A 21,713-nucleotide genomic window follows, 5' to 3' on the forward strand; every position below is an offset into this window, starting at 1 on the left:
TGTGTGGTCTTCGACCTCGATCAGGTGGTGGCTGATGCGGTTTCACAAGCTCGTGGGCTCGACCTTAGCGGCGACGCTGCTGCTCGCCGGGTGCGGCAGCGGGGACGCGGCGGGCGGCGGCGCCGGGGAAAACGCGCTCCCCGGCGCGGCCGAGTTCCTTTCGTCGCCCTGTCCGGAACCGGCGGTGAAACCGGCGGGCGGCGGGCAGGTCGTCTACTGGTCCATGTGGACCGCGGACGAGCCGCAGGGCAAAGTGCTGCAAAAGGCGCTGAAGTGCTTCCAGGACAAGACCGGCGTGAAGGTCGACGTGCAGTGGCTGGGCCGCAAGGCCTACACCCAGAACCTGGTCCCGGCGCTCAACACCGGCACCGTGCCCGATCTGTTCGACCAGGACGTCAGCAAGGTCGGCGCGGCGATCATGACGCCGGGCGGCACGCAGAGCCTCGACGACGTGTTCGGCATGAAGATCGGCGAAGGCGACAAGACGGTCAAGGACGTCCTCTCCCCCACCTCGTACGACTTCCCGCAGAACAAGGACCGCGAGGGGCACAGCTTCCTCGTGCCGTACGAGATTCAGTCCAGCGCCTGGTGGTACGACAAGGCCAAGGGCGGCGCGCTCGGCCAGCCGAAGACCGTGGACGAGCTGGTCGGCCTGTTCGACAAGGCGAAGGCGGACGGCAAGGCGGCGGTCAGCCAGGACGGCGACATCCCGTTCTACAACATGTACTACTTCACCCAGCTGGCCGAACGCTACGTGGGCGCGGGCGGGCTGGCGAAGGCGGCACAGGACCCGACCGGACGCGCGTGGACCGACGTTCCCGGATTCCGCGAGGCCGCCGCGCAGACCGCGCGGATCTCCAAGTACTTCATCGACGGCTGGGACGCGGCCAAGTTCCCGCAGATCCAGCAGCGCTGGGCGGACGGCGACGCGCGCTTCCTGTACGTCGGCAGCTGGGCGCCCAGCGAAACCCGCGAATACCTCGACAAACAAGGCGCGGGCACGAAGATCGACTACGGCTCCTTCCAGTTCCCGATGCCGCCCGGCGCCACGCACGACACCGTGGAGCAGATGTCGATCGGCTTCGCCGTGCCCAAGAAGGCCAAGAACGCCGACGCGGCCAAGGCGTTCATCGCCTACTTCCTCAACAAGGGCAACCTCGCCGGCATCCCCGCGGTGGCCGACAACCTGGTGCCCCGGCCCGACCTCGCCGTGCCGGACGACCTGAAGCCGGTCAAGACCGTCCTGGACGACCAGAAGAAGGAACACGTGCTGCAGTACGACGGCATCGACGCGATCGCCGGCGGCAAATGGCAGACCGACGTGTTCGACCCCGCCGACACCGCGCTGCTCAAGGGCCAGCTGACTCCGGAGGCGTTCGTGGCGCAGCTCGCGCAGAAGTCCGCCGCCTTCTGGAAGAACCAGCACTGATGGCGACACTCACTGAGGCGGCCCGGGCCGGGCGGCGGCCCGCGCTCGGGCCGCACCTGAGCCGCAAGCGCAAGCTGTTCTGGCCCTTCGCCGCCCCCGCGCTGGCGCTCTACCTGGCGTTCCTGGTGCTGCCGACGGTCGCGACCGTGGTGCTCAGCTTCACCAGCTGGGCCGGCGCGGGCGACACGCCGCGGCCGCAGGGCGTCGGGAACTACGTGCGGATGTGGCAGAGCGATGCGTTCCGCTACGCCTTCGGCAACACGCTGATCTACGTGTTCCTCGGCGGCGTCGGCACCTTCCTGCTCGCGTTCCTGTTCACCATGGTGCTGCGGGACATGCGCGGCGGGAAGATCGTGCGGGCGATCCTGTTCTTCCCGAACATCGTCGCCCCGGTCGCGCTCGGCATGTTCCTCGGCTTCGTGTTCAAGTACCAGCCGGGCAAACAGGGGCTCGCCAACTACGTGCTCGAGCACCTCGGCGCGGACGCGGCGAAGTTCCTCGCGCCGGAGAACGTGACCGGGGTGGTGACCGCGTCGCTGATCTGGGCCAGTTCCGGCTTCTACATCACCATCCTGATGGCCGCGGTCGACCAGATCCCGCCGCAGCTCTACGAGGACGCGGACCTCGGCGGCGCCTCGCCCTGGCAGAAGTTCCGCTCCGTCACGCTGCCGCTCACCTGGGACGTGGTGGGCGTGGCCGGGGTGCTGTGGACGATCAACGCGCTCAAGATCTTCGAACTCGTCTTCGTGCTCGCCGGGCCCGGCACCTACGCCCCGCCGAACCGGGCGTGGACGCTCGGCATCTACGTGTTCGACCGGACCTTCGGCTCGAACGGCACGCCGGACTTCGGCGCGGCCTGCGCTTGCGCGGTCGCGATGATCGCCCTCGTCTCGATCCTCGTCGTGCTGCTGCGGCGGCTGATGCGCCGTGACGCCATCCAGTTCTGAAGGAGATCCCGTGACCGTCACGGAAGCGCCGTCGCGCGGCGCGGCCCCGGGCAAGCCCCGGCGCACCCCGCCGCGCCGGCCCCGCCCGGCTCCCGGCAGCCGCAGGCTCAGCCCGCTGCGGCTGCTCGGCTCGGCGATCGTCTGGCTGTTCACCGCCGGCAACCTGCTGGTGCTGTACTGGCTGATCACCGCGTCGTTCAAGACCCCGGTGGAGATCTTCACCAAGCCGTTCGCCCTGCCGTACCAGTGGTTCCACGTCGGCAAGCCGTTCCGGAACTTCGTCTACGCCTGGAACAACGCCGGATTCGGCGACGCCGTGCTGTCCACAGTGGTCCTGGTCGGGCTGGCGACGATCGCCACCGTCGCGATCTCCGCACCGTGCGCGTACGCGCTCACCCGGCTCGGGGTGCGCGGTTCGGGCGTGCTGACCAATGGTGTCGCGATCGGCATGGGGGTGCCGTTCCAGACCGTGATCATCCCGCTGTTCGTCGCGTTCAGCGAAATCCACCTGGACAACCAGTACGGGCTGTTCGTGCTCTACGTAGCGCTGTCGATCCCGTTCACGGTGTTCCTGCTGACCGGGTTCTTCCGTTCGCTGCCCGACGAGATCGAAGAAGCCGCGGCGCTCGACGGAGCCTCGCCGGTGCGGGTGTTCGTTTCGGTCGTCCTGCCGCTGGCCCGCGGCGGCGTGATCACCGCGCTGACGCTCAACGCGATCGGGCTGTGGAACGAAACCCTGCTGGCGATCGTGTTCCTCAAGGACCAGGCCCATTTCACGCTGTCGCGCGCGCTGTTCACCTTCTACGGCGCGGCCAGCTACCAGTCCGAGTACGGCGGGCTGATCGCCGGGGTGGCGATCGTCGTGCTCCCGATGCTGCTGCTCTACGTCGTGCTCGCCCGCCGGATCATCACCGGCCTGACCCTCGGCGCCGGAAAGTAGGACCCTGATGGCCACCGTGAGTTTCACCGACACCACCCGCTACTACGCCGGGGTCGAGCGCCCCGCGGTGGACGGGCTCGACCTGGAGGTCGCCGACGGCGAATTCCTCGTGCTGGTCGGCCCGTCCGGCTGCGGAAAATCGACCACCCTGCGGATGCTCGCCGGGCTGGAGGGCGTGGACGAGGGCTCGATCCGCATCGGCGAGAAGGACGTCACCGCGCTGCCGCCGAAAGAGCGGGACATCGCGATGGTGTTCCAGAACTACGCGCTCTATCCGCACATGACCGTCGCGGAGAACATCGGTTTCCACCTCAAGCTCGCGCGCATGCCGAAGGACGAACGGGAACGCCGGGTCCGCGAAGCGGCGGCCACCCTGGACCTGACCGAATACCTCGACCGGCGCCCGGCGAAGCTGTCGGGCGGGCAACGGCAGCGGGTGGCGATGGGCCGCGCGATCGTGCGCGAGCCGAGCGTGTTCCTGATGGACGAGCCGCTGTCCAATCTGGACGCCAAACTGCGGGTGCAGACCCGCACGCAGATCGCGTCGCTGCAACGGCGGCTCGGCACCACCACGCTGTACGTCACGCACGACCAGATCGAGGCGATGACCATGGGCGACCGGGTGGCCGTGCTGCGCGACGGCGTGCTGCAACAATGCGATTCCCCGGTCGGGCTCTTCGAGCGCCCGCGCAACGTGTTCGTCGCGGGATTCATCGGCTCGCCCGCGATGAACCTCATCGAGACCACAGTGGACGGTTCCGGCGCGGCTGCGGGCGACGGCACGCTCCCGCTCACCCCGGCGCAGCGGTCCGCACTGACCGGTCAGGGGATCGTCGTCGGCGTGCGGCCGGAGGGCTGGGAAATCGGCGGCGCCGGATACCGCGCGGTCGTCGAAGTCGTCGAAGAACTCGGCAGCGACCAGTACCTCTACTGCCGGAACGGGGACCGGGTGCTGACCGTGCGGACGCCGGGCATGGCACCGTGGCGGCGCGGCGAGGAGATCTCGCTGGCCCCGCGGACCGGCGCGGCGCACCTGTTCGACGCCGCCTCCGGCGAACGGCTGCCGGACGCATGAGCACGATCACGAGCGTCGAACTCGTGCTTCCCGCGGCCGAACTGGGCCCGGAGAACCCGTTGCCGCCGCTGGTCCGGTCCGAACCGGTAGCGTCGGTGTCCAATGCGGACGAACTTCCCGCGGACCTGGTGGCGAACCTGTCCTACGGCCGGCTGGACACGGTGCTGCCGTGCGGGATGCAGGACGGGTACGGCCGCGACCGGACCGAACGGCTGCTGCCCGCGCTGGTGCTGGAGAACGACCTGCTGCGCGCGACTGTCCTTCCCGGACTCGGCGGGCGGCTGTACTCCTTGCTGGACAAGGAAACCGGCCGGGACCTGGTGTTCCGCAACCCGGTGTTCCAGCCGGCGAACCTGGCGCTGCGCGACGCGTGGTTCGCCGGCGGCGTCGAGTGGAACCTCGGCAGCACCGGGCACACCACGCTGACCTGCGCGCCGATGTTCGCCGCCGAGGCGCCCGGGCCGGACGGCTCGCCGGTGCTGCGGCTCTGGGAATGGGAACGCACCCGCGATCTGCCGTACCAGCTGGACTTCTGGCTGCCCGAAGGATCGCGGCGGCTGTTCGTCGGGGTGCGGATCCGCAATCCGCACGAGCGCGACGTGCCGGTGTACTGGTGGTCGAACACCGCGGTGGCGCAGACGGCCGGGACCCGCGTGCTCGCCCCAGCGGACCAGGCGTGGCACTACGGCTATTCCGGGCGGTTGGAACTCGTCGACGTCACGCGCGACCTGACCTATCCCGCACGGGCGACGGCGGCGGCCGACTATTTCTTCGAGGTCGACGGGCCGCCGTGGATCGCCGCCGTGGATGCGGACGGCCACGGGCTCGGCCAAGCGTCCACGGCTCGGCTGCGCGGACGGAAACTGTTCGTGTGGGGCGAATCCGCGGGCGGACGGCGGTGGCAGGACTGGCTCGCGCCAGGGACGGGCGGATACCTCGAAATCCAGGCCGGGCTGGCCCGGACGCAGCTCGAACACCTGCGGCTGCCCGCGGGCACCTCGTGGGACTGGCTCGAAAGCTACGGTCCGGTGGCGGCGGACCCGGAGATCGTGCACGGGCCGGACTGGCCCGCCGCGCTCGCCTCGGTCGCCGCCGGGCTGCCCGCCGCCGGGGAACTGGAGCGGCGGTGGCGGGAATGGCGCGCAGTCGCGGACGCACCGCCCGGGGAAATCCTCGCGGAAGGATCTGGCTGGGGCGCGCTGGAAACCGGCCGGATGCTGGTGGAAGTCCCCGGCACTCCGTTTCCCGCGAGCAGCCTCGGCGCCGCCCAGCAGCCGTGGCGGGACTTGCTCGACGGCGTCGCGCCCCGAGCCGACCCCGCCGCCGAACCGCCCGACACGCTCGTCAACCGGCATTGGGCCGAGTTGCTGGAGGCCGTGCCCGACCACGGCTGGCTCACCTGCTACCACCGGGGAATCGCGAGGTGGGCGGCGGGCGACCGCGAGGGCGCGGCGACCGCGTGGCGCCAGTCGGTCGAGGCGGAGCCGAACGGCTGGGCGTGGCGCAACCTCGCCGTCGCCCAGGACGATCCGGTGCGCGCCGCGGAGTACTACCGGCGGGCGCTGGACCTGCTGCCGAAACTGGCTCCGCTGGCGCTGGAGGCCATCGCCGCGCAGCTCGCTGCGGGAGACCCCGGCACCGCGCGGGAATTGCTCGAACCGTGGCCGGTCGAGGGACGGTTCGCGTTGCTGCGGGCGCGGATCTTGCTCGCACTCGGCGATCTCGACGGCGCGCGCGAGGTGTACGGCCGGGGCTTCACCGTGCCCGGGATCCGCGAGGGCGAGACGTCGCTGAGCGACGTGTGGCACGCGGTCTCCCCCGGCCCGCTGCCCGCCGAATACGACTTCCGGATGAAAACCGGCGGCGGGGCCGGATGAGCGCGATCGGCCGCCGGGGTGAACAATGACGCCGCGGCGGGCAAGCAGGCACGGGGACCGGTGCGAAGGGAGCACAAGCCGATGGCTCGGCATGAACGGTTGAGCACACTGTTGGACCTCTTGGCGAAGCGGGAGAAGCTCGACGTCGAAGAGGTGGCCGCGGAACTGAACGTCTCCGCCGCCACGATCCGCCGCGACCTGGACCACCTCGCCGAACAGCAGCTGCTCACCCGCACCCACGGCGGCGCCGTCGCGAACGACCTGGCCTACGATCTGCCGCTGCGCTACAAAACCGCCCGCCACGCCCCGGAAAAGCAGCGGATCAGCGCCGCGGCGGCGGCGTTGGTGTCGAACGGGATGGTGGTCGGCCTCAACGGCGGCACCACGACCGCGGGGGTGGCCAGGGCGCTGGCCATGCGCGCGGACCTGGCCGACTCCCCCGGCCTCACCATCGTGACCAACGCGCTCAACATCGCCCACGAGCTGGCGGTTCGGCCGAACATGAAGATCGTCGTCACCGGCGGGGTCGCCCGCCCGCAGTCCTTCGAACTCAGCGGGCCGCTGGCCAACCTGGTGCTCGGCCAGCTCAGCCTCGACCTGTTGTTCCTCGGCGTGGACGCGTTGCATCCCGCCGCCGGCGCGTTCGCCTGCCACGAGGGCGAGGCGGACATCAACCGGCTCATGGTGCAGAACGCCGCCCGGGTGGTGGCCGTGGCGGACAGTTCGAAACTCGGCCGCCGCGCCTTCGCGCGCATCTGCGACATCACCGACGTCCACGAGGTCGTGACGGACACCGAGGCCGACCCCGACGTCACCGCCGCTCTGAAAGCCGCCGGGATCCCCGTGCAGATCGCCTGAGGTCCGCCTCCGCTCCGCTCGACTCCCTCAGAGGTACGTGAGGGGAACCCTGAGGGAATCTGATTCCCTCAGGGTTCCCCTCACGGACCTCCGCGCCCGCGTACCGCGCCCGCCCCGCCCTGGCTTCGCGAAGCCTGCCCATGCGCCGCGCCCGCTCCGTTCGGCCACGACGGGCCTTGACAAAGCCGCAGCGTGCCGTGCTTACTACTGCAGGTTCGAGCGTCACATTGAGCATATTCACGCAGAATAGGAGGCTCCAGTGCCTCGACGACTCGCGTACGCGGCGGCCGGGCTCATCCTCACCGGTTCCGTCGCAGCTCCCGCGTCGGCGGAACCGCTCTCTTCGATCTCAGTGCCGCGCGGTCCCGACTCCCCCGGCTATCAGTTGCGTATCGACACCGCCCGCCTAGGCATCAGCCTTTCCCGCGGCGGCGAACAGTTGCTGCGCACCGCGTCCGACGCGTTCACCTTCGACGGCGGCGTGGCGACGCGCGTGCAGTCGGTCTCCAGAGAGGGCACCACCGTCGTCGCCCGGGCCGACAGCACCGCGGGCCGCGCGGTGACGCTGCGGATCACCCCGCGCCCGGACCGGTTCGATCTGAAGTGGACGGTCGACGGCCTCGCCGCCGGACAGCGGGCGACGCATTTCGACCTGACGACCTCCGGCTACTGGTACGGCGGCGGCGAAACCAGCGAAGGAAAAGCCCAGCCGTACCCGCTTTCGGCGGGCACGGTGGACGAACCGGAGTTCTCCCCCGCCAGCTACATGATGCAGGAGCCCTACTTCTTCACCTCGAAATCGGTCGGGCTCTTCGTCCGCACCGCACAGCCGATGAAGGTCGCGCTGGCCGGCGGGCGCGCCGACCTGGCCGTGACGAACTCGGCGGAATACTCGAGCACGGTGTTCGTGGAATCGAGCCGTCGCGCGGTGTACGACGACTACGTCGGCGAGGTCGGCAAGCCGGCCAAGAGCGACGCGGCCGACAGCGAGTACGCGAGTCCACTGTGGAATTCCTGGGCGCAGTACTACCGCGACATCGACCAGGACAAGGTGCTTTCGTGGGCACGGGACCTGAAAGCGGCGGGCGTCGCCGGGCACACCGTGCAACTCGACGACAAATGGGAATCCAACTACGGCAACCTGACCTTCGACCCGAAGACCTTCCCGGACCCGAAGAAGCTGGCCGCCGACGTCCACGCGATGGGCCAGAAGTTCGGCCTGTGGACCACTTTCTGGATCAACCTGGACTCGGCGAACTACGCCTACGCCCGCGACCACGGCTATCTGGTGCGCGCCAAGGGAAACCCGGCCCAGCCGTGCACGGTGACCTGGTGGAACGGCACCGCGGGCATCATCGACCTCGGCAACCCGCAGGCGCGGGACTGGTACACCGGCAACCTGCGGAAGCTGATGGCGGACTACGGCGTCGACGGCTTCAAATTCGACACTCGCTTCTTCGACGACCGCTGCGCCGCCACCGGGACGCTGACCCCGCAGGACTACCAGAAGCTCGGCGCGGACATGACCGACGCGTTCGACCAGCAGGGCGCGGGCATCCGCACGCACTGGGGAAACCAGCGCTACGGCTTCGTGATCCGGGCAGTCGACGCGGACACCACCTGGGACGGCCTGCGCACGTCGCTGCGCCGCGCGTCGGCGATCTCGGCCAATGGCTACCCGTTCGTCGAGACGGACATGATCGGCGGCTCGAACAGCATGCCGCCGCCGTCGCGCGAGGTGCTGGTGCGCTGGGCGCAGGCCGCGTCGCTGATGCCCCTCATGTACGCCTCGACGTCCCCGGTGACGACGGTCGACACCACGACGGGCAAGCCGGTCGCCTACCCGGCCGACACCGTGAAGCTGTACGCCGCTGCGGTCCGCACCCACGCGAAGCTGGCGGGCTACCTGAAAACCCAGGTACAGCAGGCGGTTGCGGACGGCACGCCGATCATGCGGCCGGTGTACTTCGATTTCCCCGCCGACCACCGCTTCGACACCGTCGACGACGAATGGATGCTCGGCCCCGCTTTGCTGGCGGCCCCGATGATCACGGCGGGTTCATCGCGCGACATCGCGCTGCCGTCGGGATTGTGGTTCGACCCGCACACCAAGCGGGTCGAGCTTGGTGGGCGGACGCTGCGCAATTACGCGGCTCCGTTGGATACGACGCCGATGTTCGTCCGGGTTGGGGCCCCAGGATGGACGGATCTCGCGTCCCGCCTCTGAACCGTGCCGTCGGGAGGACCGGCTCCGGCTCCTCCCGACGGCACTCGCGGGTCAGGACTTGGGCAGCGTCACCCCGTACCTCTTGGCCGACAGCGTCGCCGGGAAGAAGCACGACGTCTGGGTGTCTCCGCCGGAGAGGGTGCCGAGGCCCTTGCCCCCGTCGTAGGCCGGGCCGCCGGAGTCGCCGTGGTCGGAGTGGGCGGTCGTGCAGAACTCGTGGTAGACCGTGTAGCCCTCCGCTTCGAAGGTGTAGTCGACCTTGGTGACCTTGCCCTCCGTCACGCCCGAGGTGATCCCGGCGCGCTTCATCTGCTCGCCCACCGTCGCGTCGGCGAACTCGGTGATCTTGGTGCCGTCGTTGATCTCGCTCGGTCCGTCGCCCGAAGCGTTCTCCACGAGCATGTTGTCTTCGTCGGGGAACACCGCGTCGACGGTCTTGCCGTCGTTCCACGGACCGCCGCCGCCGAGTTTCTCGCAGTGGCCGGCGGAGAGGAGCAGCTTCTTGCCGTCCTTCTCCACGTTGAACCCGTTGGAGCAGGACGCTTGGCCGTTGCTGATCTTGTCGCCGCCCTTGATGAACAACGACATGGCGCCGGGATGGTGCTCGACGCGGACCATGTCCCCGTACTGGCGGGCGGTCTCGAGCAGCGCGGCCTTCTGCGCCTGCGGGGTGGCGTCGTAGACGTCGACGACGACCTGGTTGCGGGCGAGGTCGAGACCCCAGCCGGCGCTGGGCACGCCGCCGGTGGCGTCCAGGTGCTGTTTCACCGAGCCGAGCTGGCCCAGGCTGTACCGCACCACCTTCGCGTTCAGGCCGGAAGCGCGCACCTTGGCCGCGTCGGCGTCGTTCAGCACCGTGACGACCGAGGCGCCGCTGTCGTCGAGGTAGTGCCCACCGGTGGCGGCGCCGAGGCTGTTCATGACCGCGGCCGGTGTCGCTGCCGCCGCTGCTGGCACGGTGCCCATGGCGAGAGCCAGCGTGCCGAACGAGCCGACGGCGAGAACGCTCAGCCTGAAACGTGTCGATCGCATGTGTTTCCTCCTGCGCGGAACGGGGGAGAATGGACGTGCGCCGAAGGGAGAGTCCGGGTCCCGGGCTCCGGATTCGGCGCCGAGCTGGGGTGAGTGCGGAGGCATCTCCTCACTGGAGCGTCGGGTGACCGGAGCGGGACCATGAGCCTCCGGTCCGGACGGTCTCGTCGTTGAAACCGAACGTGATCAACCTCAGGTTCGTGATTCTCGAACAGCATCGGGCCCGCGCGACACCGACGAAGGTAGGTTCACGTTTGTCGCAATCCCCGCACCCGAACGGCCCAGCGGCGGGTGTGGCGCGGCCAGTCCGGTCGATACCGCCGCGCTCAGCCGACGGGGCCGCGAGTGTCCACTTGAGACGGTCGCTTCCGTGTCCGCTGAGCATGACGCCACCGAACGCCGGCTCGCTGAAGCGCTACGTCAAGGCTTTCGTCGCAACGGCCGCCCCCGCGGCATCCGGATAACGGTCGCGGACAGCGAAAGTCACTTCGCCGACCAGCGCCCTGGCCGCACCCAGGATCCCGCGCAGCACATCAAGGTCCGAGGCCTTGCCCCGGCTTTGCAATTCGATCAGGGAGATCGCGCAGGTCAGCGCGCTGTCCGCGGCGGCCGACAGCGGATCACCGGTGGCGCGCAGCACGGACCGAGCGCGATCCACCGCATCGACGGCCTGTGCGACCGCGTGCTCAGGCACGGCCTCTCTCCGGTCGCGCTCGTCCAGATCGCTCATCACACTCCTATCAGCACGACGACTCCGAGACTTACCAGCACTATCCCCACCACCAGGTCCAACGATCGCTTCACCCGGGGCCGGCTCAGGAGCGGGTGAAGACTGCCCGCGGCGAACGCGAACCCGAACAACCACAGCGCGCTCACCGAGACGTAGATCGAAAAAAGCACCAGTTCGGCGCCGAGGTCGACCGTCGCCGACCCCGGCAGAAACTGGGGAAGAATGGACAGATAGAACAACCCTATTTTCGGGTTGAGGCAATTCATCAGCAAGCCGCGGCGGAAAAACCCGGAGTCTCTCCGGTTGCCGGCCTTCGGCTCGCCGGCGGCTCCGGACAGCGCCGAACGCAGCGCCGTGATCCCCAGCCAGATCAGGTACGCCGCTCCGAGGGAGGAGACGATGCGAAAAGCAATCCCGCCGCCGGAAAGGACAGCGGACAACCCCGCTACCGAAGCGATGCCCCACAACACGATGCCGAGCACGACGCCCGCGGCGGTGCGCAATGCCGCGGGGCGTCCCGCGGCGGCACTCGTCTGAAGCAGCAGCGCCTGGTCCGGGCCTGGCACGACGACGACAATGGCTGCCGCCGCCGTGAAAGCCAGCACTGTGAGTATCGTCAACCGAGCCTCCCCCTCTTTGCTTGCCGGCGCGCGAATGCGCCCGCCGTCAATCCCGGTAAATCCATTCCAGGATAGCGACCGCGCTGCCGTATTTCATGCGCGCTTGTTCCCACGCGATCGAGCGGTTTCCGTCGAGCACCGACCCTTTGACCTCGTCCCCGCGATGTGCGGGCAGGTCGTGCATGAACACCGCGTCCGGCCAGCGGGACATCACTTCGTCGTCCACGTAGAACGGACGGAAGTCCTCGCGCCAGTCCGCGCTCGGCTTCGCCGTTCCCGTGGTCTGCCAGCGAGTCGTGTAGACGACATCGGCCGGGGTGCCGACCGAATCGAGGTCGTGCGTCTCGGTGATGCGCGAGTCCGAACTCTCGGCGGTCTCCTGCAGCGAAGCGAGCAGAGCGGGATCGAGTCCGTATCCCTTCGGCGTGGCGAAAACCAATGTGACGCCGCGGTAGGTGCTCAGGATTTTCCCCAGTGCCACGGCGGTGTTGTTCCCTTCGCCGACATACAGCACTGAGATCCCGTCGACCCGGCCGAACTGCCGGAGGATGGCGGCCGCGTCGCACACGCCCTGCGTCGGATGCTCTTGCGCGGCCATCGCGTTCACGACGGGCAATCCGCCGCTGCGCGCGACCAGCCGCATTTCCTCGAGCGGGCCCGCGGTCCGCATCACCAGGCCGTCGAGCATCACCCCGAACATGCGGCCGGTGTCGTGCAGCGACTCCCCGGTGTTGAGCTGGAGATCGCAGGCGCCGTAGGGCACCACCGAAGCCCCGAGCCGCAACGCGGCCGTCGTGAACGCGGTCCGCGTGCGCGTGGAGGTCTTGGCGAAATAGGTGCCCAGAACCTTGCCCGCCAGGCTCGGCTCCAGCCGCTCCGGCTTGGCGAGCACGTCGGCTGACCGGCTGACGATCCCGTGCAGATCGTCGGCGCCGATGTCGTCCAGCGAAAGAAATCCAACCATGTGTCGTACCTGCCCCTCAACTGAAATCGCGACTGGTCGTCCGTTGTCCTCAGGTCAAGATCAGCGCGTTGTCCACTACTCGCGCCGAGCACACTTCGGGAAATTCCAGGTCCGTTTTCGCGGTCAGTCCTTTCGCGCGCCGCCAGCCGGGCGAGTAGATCGTGTCCTCGTACCGGTCGCCGCCGTCCGGGCAGACAACGACCGCGTGCTCGGCGCCGAGACCTTCGTTCGCCCACCGCACCGCGCCGGCGACGACCGCGCCCGAACTGCCGCCGACCCGCACGCCCAGTTCGCGCTCGACCCAGTCGCACGCGGCCACCGCTTCGCTCGCGGTCACCCGCACGTTCAGGCAATCCCGGCCGGAGACGAAGGACGACCCGCGGCTGGCGCCGATTCCGTTCAGGCTGCGCGTCGCCGGCGGCCCGCCGAGCGCGACCGACCCCTCCTCGTCCACCGCGACGCACCGCCACGGCAGCTGATTGCGCTCGACGTAATCAGCGAAGCCGCGGACGGTTCCCCCGGTCGACACCCCGAGGAACACGTCGAGCTCGCCTGCGGGCACAGCGGAAAAGATCTCCGGCGCGGTGCCTTCGGAATGCGCGCGGGGATTGGCCGGGTTCTCGTACTGGTTCGGCCACACGAGCGAATCCTCGACCGCCATCCGGTCGCGGATGTAGGCGAGCCGGGAAAGCAGGTACCCGCCGGTCTCGTCCGGCGTCGTCACTTCCACGATCTTCGCGTCCGCGCTGCGCATCTGCCGCACGAGTTTCCGCGACGTCCGCGGGTCGACGACGGCGGTGAACTCCATCCCGCAGATCTGGGTGTACCTCGCCAGCGCGACGCCGAGGTTCCCGGACGTCGACTCGATGATCCCCTCGCAGCGCGCCCCCGACCCGAAGACGGAGGACAGCAGGGAAAACGCCACCCGGTCCTTCATGGACCCGAAGGGGTTCTCCTGTTCCAGTTTCAGCCAGAGATTCGTCGTCCTGCCGCGGTGTCTCGTCACCGCGTTCAGCATCGGCGTTCTCCCGGGCACCGGGCCGTGCAGTTCAGCCGGCAACTTCGTTTCCTCTCCCTCGCGCCGGGCCGCTGTGCACGCCCCGTGCGCCGTTTCGGGACGGCTCCGCGTTCCGGGTCACGGTCGCGGGCCACCGCTGTCGGCCGCTACGTCCGGTTCGGACGTTCTCCATTTCCACCATTCCTCACCCAGATATGACTGCCGTCGCAAAACGGCTTCAGCAGGGAGCGTCCGCAGCGGCACAGCGCGATGGTCTTCCGCTGCGGGTCTATCGGTTCGTCGGCCTGGCTGCGCAATTCGTAGTCGCCGCGGATGATGACCGGTCCGTCCTCGCACACCACGACGGTGGCCGGAGCGGGCCGCCGCGCCGCCGCCTCGTGGTCCGGCACCCGGCCGTCCATCAGCCCGCCGCCGCGGACGTCGTGCGCCGCAGAGCGGATTCGCCGTGTTCCCAGGCCGACAGGATGGCCTCGTTGGCGCGTCCGCCCAGCTCGGCCGTCACGACGGCGCCGAAGACCACATCGGACAGTTCCCCGGGGTTCTCCCGCACGAACTTCCCGCACATGTCGTGGGCGGCGAGCTGCTCGTGGACCGCGTCGGCGACGATGTGCTCCTGGAAGAACAGCCAGGAGTCGTCCGACCCGTTCAAGCGCTGCAGGCCGTTGCGGAAATTGCGGTTCACGTAGTGCGAGCCGATTTCCGTGATCGCGAGATTGCCGAGCAGCGCGCCCCGGTGCCGCCCGTAGGTCCCGAAATACGAGATCAGGTTCACCGTCGCCAGCGAACAAGCCGGGACGTCCTCGAAATAGCCGCCGAACTCGGTGGTCATGCCGAGTTCGGCCATCGTCAGCTCGAACAGCTGGGAGTGCAGGCGGCCCGGGATGCCGCCGCCGTATTCGTCGGACTGGATCTCCACCAACGCCGGTTTGCCGCCGCCGCGCACCCGCGGAATGGCCAGGCTGTGGTGGTCTGCCTCCATGAGGCTGTAAACGGAACGGTGCGCGAGGAACTCTTTGAACTGCGCCATGGTGGCCTCTTGCTTGATGTAGCGCGAGAGCGACCGTCCCGGGCTCGGTTTCCCGAGTTCCATCAAAAACTCGGGAAGCTTCTCGACCTCCGTTTCCGGGAGCTCGCCCGCGGCTTCGCCCAGTTCCCGGGCGAAGCGGGTTTCGAGCCGCTTGCGCAGCTCGACCAGGGAAGCGTCCCATTCCCAGGACTGCGCCGGCTCGCCGAAAAGACAGTACTGCGGGCCGTAGCACAAGAACAAACCCAGCTGCAGGTCCTCGTCGGAGACGGAGTCGACCTGGGCCGCCGAAATGCCGTCCAGGACAGCCTTCGCACCGGCCTCCGGCGGGGACTGCAGCGCCCGGACAAGCGTCTCGCTCACCGGACCGCGAGGGTGGGGCAATCGCATCTGAACTCCTAGGGTCGATGACAGCGCACTTCACGGGGAACTTCTGCGCGACGCCCGGGGAAACCGCCGCGCCCGCGGACGTCCCGGGACCGGCCGGCTCAACAGAGCTCCAGGATCTGCCCGGCGCCGGAACTGGTGGCCTGGCGCAGCACCGCGTCGAACAGCGCCACGTCGAGAATGCCGAGCCCGAACGGGTTCACGACGGCGTAACCGGCGTCGGGTCGCTGCGTGGTCTTGTCGCCGACGAGCAGTTCGCCGACAGTCGCCGTGACCGAGGGACCGTTTTCCCGCGGCTGCGCGGCGATCCGGCCGTCGTTGACGAGCCGCCCCAACGGCCGCCGGGGATTTTCCGTGATCAGCCGGAGATCGTCGACGACGAGAACGGACGCGTTGACCAGCACCTCGTCGGTGAGGTCGCCGAGCGAGGCGTTGACCAGAAGCGACCCGGGCCGCACCCAGTCCGGCCGGACGTACCCTTCGGCGGCGGTGGTCAGGAACAACGCTGTTTCCGCTTCGGCCATCGCGTCGGCGGGCGTGGCGGCAGCGGAGAACAAGACCCCGGGGTGCCCGGCGGCGAGCTCGCGGGCCAGGCTCCCGGCGACCTGCTGGCGCACGTCGTACAAGGTGATCCTGGCGAGGTCCGGGCATCGCGCGAGGAGCAGTGCGAGATGCACCCGTGCCTGGGTCCCGCACCCCACGACAGCCAGCGAACGGGCTGACCGGTACCCGAGCGCTTCGACAGCGATCGCGGTCACCGCGGCGGTCCGCACCGCGCTGAGCACGCCGACCTCCATCACCGCGGTCACCCGGGCGGTCTCCGGGTCGAAGCAGAGTCCCAAGCCGCCGGCCCGTTCCATGCCGCGCGCCGGATTGGACACGCTGGCATTGATGATTTTCATGCCGTACACGCCCGCGGTCCCCCGTTCGAGCACCGCCCCCGGCATGCCGATCGACCGGCTGTAAGCGCCGTCCTGATTGGTCCAGGACAGATAGGCCTCGGCGGGCAGGATCGTCCGCCCGGCGTGATGGCTCACCAGCGCCGCCTTGACCTCGGCCACGACGTCCACCGCGGCCAGGCAGTCCACGACGTCGGCCCGGCCGAGGAAGCGCACCGATTCCGGAGCCGGCTTCGCGAGCGCGTCGGCGAGCCAGGGGTTCTCCATCTTTTCTCCAGTTCGTTTCTCGGCTGAGGGCAACGACGTTCAGTGCGGCGAAATCGGCAGCGCGTCAGCCAGTCCGCCGGTGATTTATGCGCTGGTGCCGCGATTTTCCGCGAAAGCCGAACGCGGCCCGCTCACGAATTCCACTGTTCGCGGTACCACTGCGCGAGGCTCAAGGCGGTTTCCAGCGGGTTGCGCCGGAGCTGGGTGTCGAAGTAGCCCGCAGGGCGGCTCAGCAGCTCGCGCAGCGCGCCGGGGTCGACGATTTCCAGTGCCGGCGACCGGTTCTCCGCGAGGAGAAGGCCGACCCGGCGGCGCAAGTCCTGTTCGTACCTGATGTTGCCGGTGGTGGGATACGGGCTTTTCTTCCGGTTCAGCACCGAATCGGGCAGGAGGCCGGCCGCCGCGCCGCGGAGCACGCTCTTTTCCCGGCCGTCGTAGGTCTTGATTTTCCAGGGAATGTTGTACACGTACTCGACCAGCCGGTGATCGCAGAACGGAACCCGCACCTCGAGACCGGCCGCCATGCTGAGCCGGTCCTTGCGGTCGAGGAGGACTTGCAGCCAGCGCGTCAGGTGCAAGTAGCCGAACTCGCGCATCCGCCGGTCGTGCGCGTCCTCTCCCGGCAGGTGCTCGACTTCGCCGATCGCCTGCCGGTAGCTGTCGGCCCGGTATTCGTCGAACCGGGTGTCCTCGCGGAACTCCGCGGTGAGCATGCCCGCAGGGACGAACTGCATGGTGCTGAGCCAGGGAAACTCCGCCGCGGCGACGACCCGCGGGTCGTGGAACCAGCTGTACCCGCCGAACACCTCGTCCGCGGACTCGCCGGACAGCGCGACGGTCGACTCCCCGCGAATCGCGGAGAAGAGCAGGAACAACGAGGTGTCGACGTCGCCGAAGGTGAGCGGGAGGTCGTGCGCGCCGAGCACGGCGTCCCGGTTTTCGTCCACGGCAAGGGCTTCGTCGGGCAGCTCGATGGTCCGGTGCGCGGTGCCGAGGTGCTCGACGACCCGCAGCGCGTAGGGGTTGTCCCGTTCGGGCCGGAAGTCGCTGGCCCGGAAATGCTCGGCGCTGCCGACGAAATCGACGGAGAACGAGCGGACCGGACCGTCTCCCGAGCGGTCCAGCACGCCGGCGGCGATGGCGGTCAGCGCGCTCGAGTCCAAGCCGCCCGAGAGCAGCGTGCACAGCGGCACGTCGGTGATCAGCTGCTGTCGCACGGTATCGAACAGCAGCTCGCGGACGCGGCCGACGGTGTCCGCGATGTCGTCCTCGTGCGGCACGACCGGCAGACTCCAGTAGCGGGTCAGCCGGCTGCCGTTGTCGTCGACGGCGAGGACGTGCCCCGGCGGCAGCTCGAACAGATCGCGAAACGGGGTCATCCCAGGGGTTTTGACGAGCCCCAGCAGGTCGGCGAGGCCCTGGCGGTCGACCCGGGCGGAGAAATCCGGGTGCGCCAGAACCGCTTTCGGCTCGGACGCGAACAGCACCGACTCGCCGGCCCTGGCGTAGTAGAGAGGTTTGATGCCCAGCCGGTCCCGCACCAGAAGCAGCCGCCGCTCGCGCGGATCCCACAGCGCGAAGGCGAACATCCCGTTGAGCCGCTCGACAAAGCTCTCGCCCCACTCCAGGTAGGCGTTGAGCACCACTTCGGTGTCGCAGCGGGTCCGGAAGACATGGCCCCGCCCGGCCAGTTCCGCCCGCAGCTCGCGGAAGTTGTACACCTCGCCGCTGTAGCAAAGCACCGCGTGCGGCTGTCCGGGCGGTCCCGCGGCCATCGGCTGCGCGCCCCCGCGCACGTCGAGAATGGCCAGCCTGCGGTGGCCCAGTCCCGCGTGCCGGTCCGTCCACAGTCCCTCGTCGTCCGGTCCGCGGCGGGCGAGCGTGCGGGTCATGCGTTCAAGATCCGCTTCTTTCCGCTCGCCAGGCCCCTTGAGATTGATCCACCCGGCGATTCCGCACATGACGCTCCCTGCTTTAGCAGCACGTTGAGACTGATTGTCATTCGCTGGTCCGGTGTTCCGGCCGTCCGCCCTCGCGGCACGCGCTAATGACCGGGCGCGGCGGGCGGACTAAAGGAGGTGTTTCACCGGCCGGGACGGCGATAGAGTGCACGCGAACGCACACCGACGACTGCACCGGCAATTCATCTGGTCGAGGACGGTACCCAGCGGCCGCCAGGGCACGTACCGCCAGCAGAGTGACCTCGGCTGTGAGGAGTCGCACGGGGGGATGTCTCGCCGGACAACTTGCGGCAGATTGACGTTTAGTGCTAAACTAGCGGCGCTCGAATAAACCTGGTACGACCACATTGCACAGTCTGCTGAGTTTATTTCTCTGGGGAGTGGATTTTCTTTGCTCATCAATAGCAGCGATCGGTTGCACCTGCTGGCCCAGGCCGGGAGCGAGATCCGCGATCATCAGCGAAGACTGCCAGATCATGGCTTCTACCAGCGCAAACTATCCGAGGTGTGGCGCCGGGCAGGACAGGCCGAAGCGTACGCCGGCCTTCCGGAATATTCCTTCGAACGATTCGAGGAACTCGGAGCCACCAGCAAGTCCCGGCTCAAGAAAAGCCCGCACGAGTTCCTGGTCTCCTCCGTCGGCAAAGCGGCGAAGTATTACGAGACGACCGGGACGACCGGACTGCCCACGCCGACCCCGCGACTCGCGGAGGACATCGTCTGGAACACCGTTTCCGTGGCCGAGGCCTGGCGGGAAATGTTGCCGGAAAATGAACGTGTCCTGATTCTTTTGCCTTCGGACATTGTCCCGGTCGCCGATCTCGTCGTCGGCGTCTGCGAGTACCTGGGACGCCCGCACGTCCGGGCCTATCCGTTCGCCGCCGGGATCTCCGACTGGGACCGGCTGATCGGTCTGTGCCGGAGTTTCCGGCCGTCCACCGTTTTCGCCGCGCCCGGCGTCGCGCTGCAGTTCAGCAGGCTGGTCAAACAACGCGGGCTGCTGGAGGAATTGAGCGCGGACGTTCGCAGGCTGATGCTTCTCGGCGAGGTCAGCACCGCGCCGTTCCGCGCCCGGCTCGGCCGGTGGTGGGGCGCGTCCGCGCTGGACGCGAGCTACGGCAGCACGGAGACCGGCACCCTCGCCGCGTGCTGCGCGCGGGACCGGCTGCACCTGCTGACCGCGGCCACCTACTTCGAACTGGCCGGCGAGGACGGAACCGTCCGCCCGTTGCCGGAATCCGGGGCCGGGCGGCTCGTGGCCACCCCGCTCAATCTGCACGCCCGGTGCGTGCTGCGGCTCGACACCGGGGACGACGTGCGCATGGGCGCCCGGTGCGACTGCGGCGATCGCGCCCCGGTGATCGAGGTCGTCGGGCGCGGTTCCGACGCCGTCGCCGTGCGCGGCGCGAAGCTCACGGTGCGCGCGGTCGAGGAAATCGTCTACGGCGAGACCGAGGCGACCGGTTATTTGCTGGAGACCGACGCGCCGGGCGCGTTCGCCCGGTTGATCCTGGAGCGGGACGTGCACTGGGACCGGGCCGGGGAAGCGGCGATGGCCGGACGGCTCCAGCACTCGTCGCGGGAAGTGCTCGGCCTGGAATGGGACGAGGTCCTCTTCGTCAACCAGCTGCCCGCGACCACCAAGAGCGGAGCTTCGCAGAAGAGCTGGAAGCGATCCAACTTCCGGGTTGTGAGGGCGGGCGGATGACCGTGCGCCTGGCGCCCCGCGCGCCGCTCGGCGCCGCCGTCGGCACCGGCGAGGCCGACCTGTGGTGCACCTACGCCGCGATCCGCACGGCCGCGTGGCTGGACCGGATCCGCGACCTGCCCGGTCAGGAGGCGACCGCCGGCTACCTGAGCAGCCGCCGCAACAGCGACGGCGGCTACGCCTGGAGCAAAGGGATGGCCTCCGACGCGTGGGCGACGTTCTACTGCACCCAGGGGATGGCCGAACTCGGCGCCGAGATCCCCCGGCCCGGCTCGACGCGGGACTGGCTGCGCCGCACCTGGTCCGGCGACGCGTACGCGATGCTGCCCGGGCAGGCCCCCGACGTATGGGCCACGCATTTCTCGGTGCGCAGCACGGTCGAACTGTGCCGGGACGACCCGCCGGACCGCGGCCGCCTGGTGAGCTGGCTGCGCGCGTTGCAGGCGCCGGACGGCGGCCTCGGCTGGTCGCCGGAACACGCCAGTACCACGGCTTCCGACGTCCGTGCCTGCTTCTACGGCGTGATGTCCTGGCGGGCGCTGCGCATCGCGGAACCGGAACTGGAGCTTCCCTGGGACGGCGCCGCGCTGGTGCGCTGGCTGCGGGATCAGCAGCGGGCCGACGGCGGTTTCCGGTTCGGGGAGTCCGCGGACGTCCCGTGCCTGTGGGCCACGTACCGGGCCACCGCCGCTCTCGAAGCGCTGGGTGCGGCCCCAGACGAGCGGCAGCGCTGCCTCGACTGGATTCTGGACCGGCGGCTGCCCGACGGCTCGTTCGTCCGGTGGGCCGGTTACGACGTCGCCGACGTCTGGGCGCAGTTCTGCGCGATCGGCTCGCTGCGGGCGCTGGGCGCGGACACCGGTGAGCACGCGGGTCCGGTGCTGCGCCGGCTGCACGCGTTGTCCTGTCCCTCGGGCGGTTTCACCTATCGCGAGCCCGAGCACGCCGGGGACGCGCTGAGCACCGCAGCCACCGCGCTGCTCTCGCCCGGCGACGACCCGCGGCAGCAGCAGTGGCGTGCCTGGCTGGCCGGATGCCGGCTGCCGAACGAGGGCGGCGTCATGTACATGCCCGCCCGCGGCAGCGAGGTGCGGTGCACGCTCTGGGCCCTCGCGGCGGGCTCGGCCGCCGCCGACCCCGACGCGCCCCGGGAGATCGCGGGCTGGCTGCGCGATCTGCAGAACCCGGACGGCGGTTTCGGCTACTGGGAGGGCCGCGGATCGGATCTGGTCTCCACCGCCGCGGCCGTGGAAAGCCTGCGGCTGCTGGGAATTCCGGTCGCCGACGTGCTGGACGCCTTGCGGCTGAAGGACTTCGTCGCGGGCTGCCGCGCCGAGCAGGGCTATCGGAACGTTCCCGGGGCGGATCCGACTCTCCGCGCCGGGCTGCAGGCGGTGCGGATCCTGGCGGAACTGGGCCAGAGCGTGCCCGGCGAACTGGCCGGTCTGCTCGACCGGCACCGGGTGCCCAGCGGCGGTTTCGCCAACACCGGTTCGCGCATGCCGGATCTGCTCAGCACCTACGAGGCGGTGGTGACCGCCGACCGGCAGCGGATCCCGGTGGATACCCCGCGGCTGGCGGTGTTTCTTGACCGGCTCGGCCGCGCGGACGGCACCGCGTGGACGCCGCTCGCGCCGGGCGGCGGCGGGGTGCTGGCCGACTGTCTCGGCACTCTGCTGCGCGACCGCGTCGCCGGGCTCCGGACCGCACTGCCCGCCCTCTCCTTGTCCTGAGGGAAAACCGTTCTGGG

Annotated in this window: 18 protein-coding genes; 9 read left to right on the top strand and 9 right to left on the bottom strand. The window is 69.3% G+C overall.

Annotated features, from left to right (window positions below; genetic code table 11):
- Positions 1 to 34: 34 nt before the first annotated feature.
- The 7 genes from AB5I40_RS07005 to AB5I40_RS07035 all read left to right on the top strand — a co-directional run bounded on the left by AB5I40_RS07005 (position 35) and on the right by AB5I40_RS07035 (position 9,353).
- The gene (locus AB5I40_RS07005) at positions 35 to 1,429 is read left to right on the top strand and encodes an ABC transporter substrate-binding protein (RefSeq protein WP_370937599.1); all 1,395 of its coding nucleotides are present in this window, start codon (positions 35 to 37) and stop codon (positions 1,427 to 1,429) included.
- On the top strand, positions 1,429 to 2,376 hold the full coding sequence (locus tag AB5I40_RS07010; protein ID WP_370937600.1) for a carbohydrate ABC transporter permease: 948 nt from the start codon (positions 1,429 to 1,431) through the stop codon (positions 2,374 to 2,376). The genes AB5I40_RS07005 and AB5I40_RS07010 overlap by 1 nt, the downstream gene beginning before the upstream one ends.
- Before the next feature lie 10 nt (positions 2,377 to 2,386).
- Entirely contained in the window at positions 2,387 to 3,316 is a 930-nt protein-coding gene (locus tag AB5I40_RS07015; protein WP_370937601.1) for a carbohydrate ABC transporter permease, read from the top strand.
- Between the two features lie 7 nt (positions 3,317 to 3,323).
- Entirely contained in the window at positions 3,324 to 4,391 is a 1,068-nt protein-coding gene (locus AB5I40_RS07020; RefSeq protein ID WP_370937602.1) for an ABC transporter ATP-binding protein, read from the top strand.
- A complete protein-coding gene (locus AB5I40_RS07025) occupies positions 4,388 to 6,268 on the top strand; it encodes a DUF5107 domain-containing protein (protein WP_370937603.1) in 1,881 nt (626 codons plus the stop codon). Before AB5I40_RS07020 ends, AB5I40_RS07025 begins: the two co-directional genes overlap by 4 nt.
- An 81-nt stretch (positions 6,269 to 6,349) precedes the next feature.
- Positions 6,350 to 7,126 carry a DeoR/GlpR family DNA-binding transcription regulator gene (locus AB5I40_RS07030; protein WP_370937604.1) on the top strand — a complete coding sequence of 259 codons (777 nt, stop codon included), beginning with the start codon at positions 6,350 to 6,352 and terminating at the stop codon, positions 7,124 to 7,126.
- Positions 7,127 to 7,385: 259 nt separating this feature from the next.
- Entirely contained in the window at positions 7,386 to 9,353 is a 1,968-nt protein-coding gene (locus AB5I40_RS07035) for a TIM-barrel domain-containing protein (protein ID WP_370937605.1), read from the top strand.
- 51 nt (positions 9,354 to 9,404) lie between these two features.
- On the opposite strand, the gene AB5I40_RS07040 is transcribed toward AB5I40_RS07035, so the two are convergent.
- The 9 genes from AB5I40_RS07040 to asnB form a co-directional block, all read right to left on the bottom strand.
- Positions 9,405 to 10,385: a S1 family peptidase gene (locus AB5I40_RS07040; protein ID WP_370937606.1), complete on the bottom strand. Its 981-nt coding sequence runs from the start codon at positions 10,383 to 10,385 to the stop codon at positions 9,405 to 9,407.
- Between the two features lie 415 nt (positions 10,386 to 10,800).
- On the bottom strand, positions 10,801 to 11,115 hold the full coding sequence (locus AB5I40_RS07045) for a hypothetical protein (RefSeq protein WP_370937607.1): 315 nt from the start codon (positions 11,113 to 11,115) through the stop codon (positions 10,801 to 10,803).
- Positions 11,115 to 11,735, bottom strand: coding sequence for a LysE family translocator (locus tag AB5I40_RS07050; protein WP_370937608.1), 621 nt, complete (start codon positions 11,733 to 11,735; stop codon positions 11,115 to 11,117). Before AB5I40_RS07050 ends, AB5I40_RS07045 begins: the two co-directional genes overlap by 1 nt.
- A 46-nt stretch (positions 11,736 to 11,781) precedes the next feature.
- A complete protein-coding gene (locus AB5I40_RS07055; RefSeq protein ID WP_370937609.1) occupies positions 11,782 to 12,699 on the bottom strand; it encodes an ornithine carbamoyltransferase in 918 nt (305 codons plus the stop codon).
- Positions 12,700 to 12,748: 49 nt separating this feature from the next.
- Positions 12,749 to 13,735: a pyridoxal-phosphate dependent enzyme gene (locus AB5I40_RS07060; RefSeq protein WP_370940471.1), complete on the bottom strand. Its 987-nt coding sequence runs from the start codon at positions 13,733 to 13,735 to the stop codon at positions 12,749 to 12,751.
- Between the two features lie 128 nt (positions 13,736 to 13,863).
- Positions 13,864 to 14,118: a CDGSH iron-sulfur domain-containing protein gene (locus AB5I40_RS07065; RefSeq protein ID WP_370937610.1), complete on the bottom strand. Its 255-nt coding sequence runs from the start codon at positions 14,116 to 14,118 to the stop codon at positions 13,864 to 13,866.
- Positions 14,118 to 15,131, bottom strand: a complete 1,014-nt coding sequence (locus AB5I40_RS07070) for an iron-containing redox enzyme family protein (protein WP_370937611.1) — start codon at positions 15,129 to 15,131, stop codon at positions 14,118 to 14,120. Before AB5I40_RS07070 ends, AB5I40_RS07065 begins: the two co-directional genes overlap by 1 nt.
- Before the next feature lie 98 nt (positions 15,132 to 15,229).
- A complete protein-coding gene (locus AB5I40_RS07075; protein WP_370937612.1) occupies positions 15,230 to 16,294 on the bottom strand; it encodes an ornithine cyclodeaminase in 1,065 nt (354 codons plus the stop codon).
- Positions 16,295 to 16,425: 131 nt separating this feature from the next.
- A complete protein-coding gene (asnB, locus tag AB5I40_RS07080; protein WP_370937613.1) occupies positions 16,426 to 18,255 on the bottom strand; it encodes an asparagine synthase (glutamine-hydrolyzing) in 1,830 nt (609 codons plus the stop codon).
- Positions 18,256 to 18,646: 391 nt separating this feature from the next.
- Here asnB and AB5I40_RS07085 point away from each other — a divergent pair, with 391 nt between their 5' ends.
- Both AB5I40_RS07085 and AB5I40_RS07090 read left to right on the top strand, forming a co-directional pair.
- Positions 18,647 to 19,963 (top strand): phenylacetate--CoA ligase family protein, encoded by a 1,317-nt coding sequence (locus AB5I40_RS07085; protein WP_370937614.1) that lies wholly within the window; start codon positions 18,647 to 18,649, stop codon positions 19,961 to 19,963.
- Positions 19,960 to 21,696 (top strand): prenyltransferase/squalene oxidase repeat-containing protein, encoded by a 1,737-nt coding sequence (locus tag AB5I40_RS07090; RefSeq protein WP_370937615.1) that lies wholly within the window; start codon positions 19,960 to 19,962, stop codon positions 21,694 to 21,696. The genes AB5I40_RS07085 and AB5I40_RS07090 overlap by 4 nt, the downstream gene beginning before the upstream one ends.
- Positions 21,697 to 21,713 lie beyond the last annotated feature (17 nt).

The organism is Amycolatopsis sp. cg13 (genome assembly GCF_041346965.1).
Lineage (GTDB): Bacteria > Actinomycetota > Actinomycetes > Mycobacteriales > Pseudonocardiaceae > Amycolatopsis.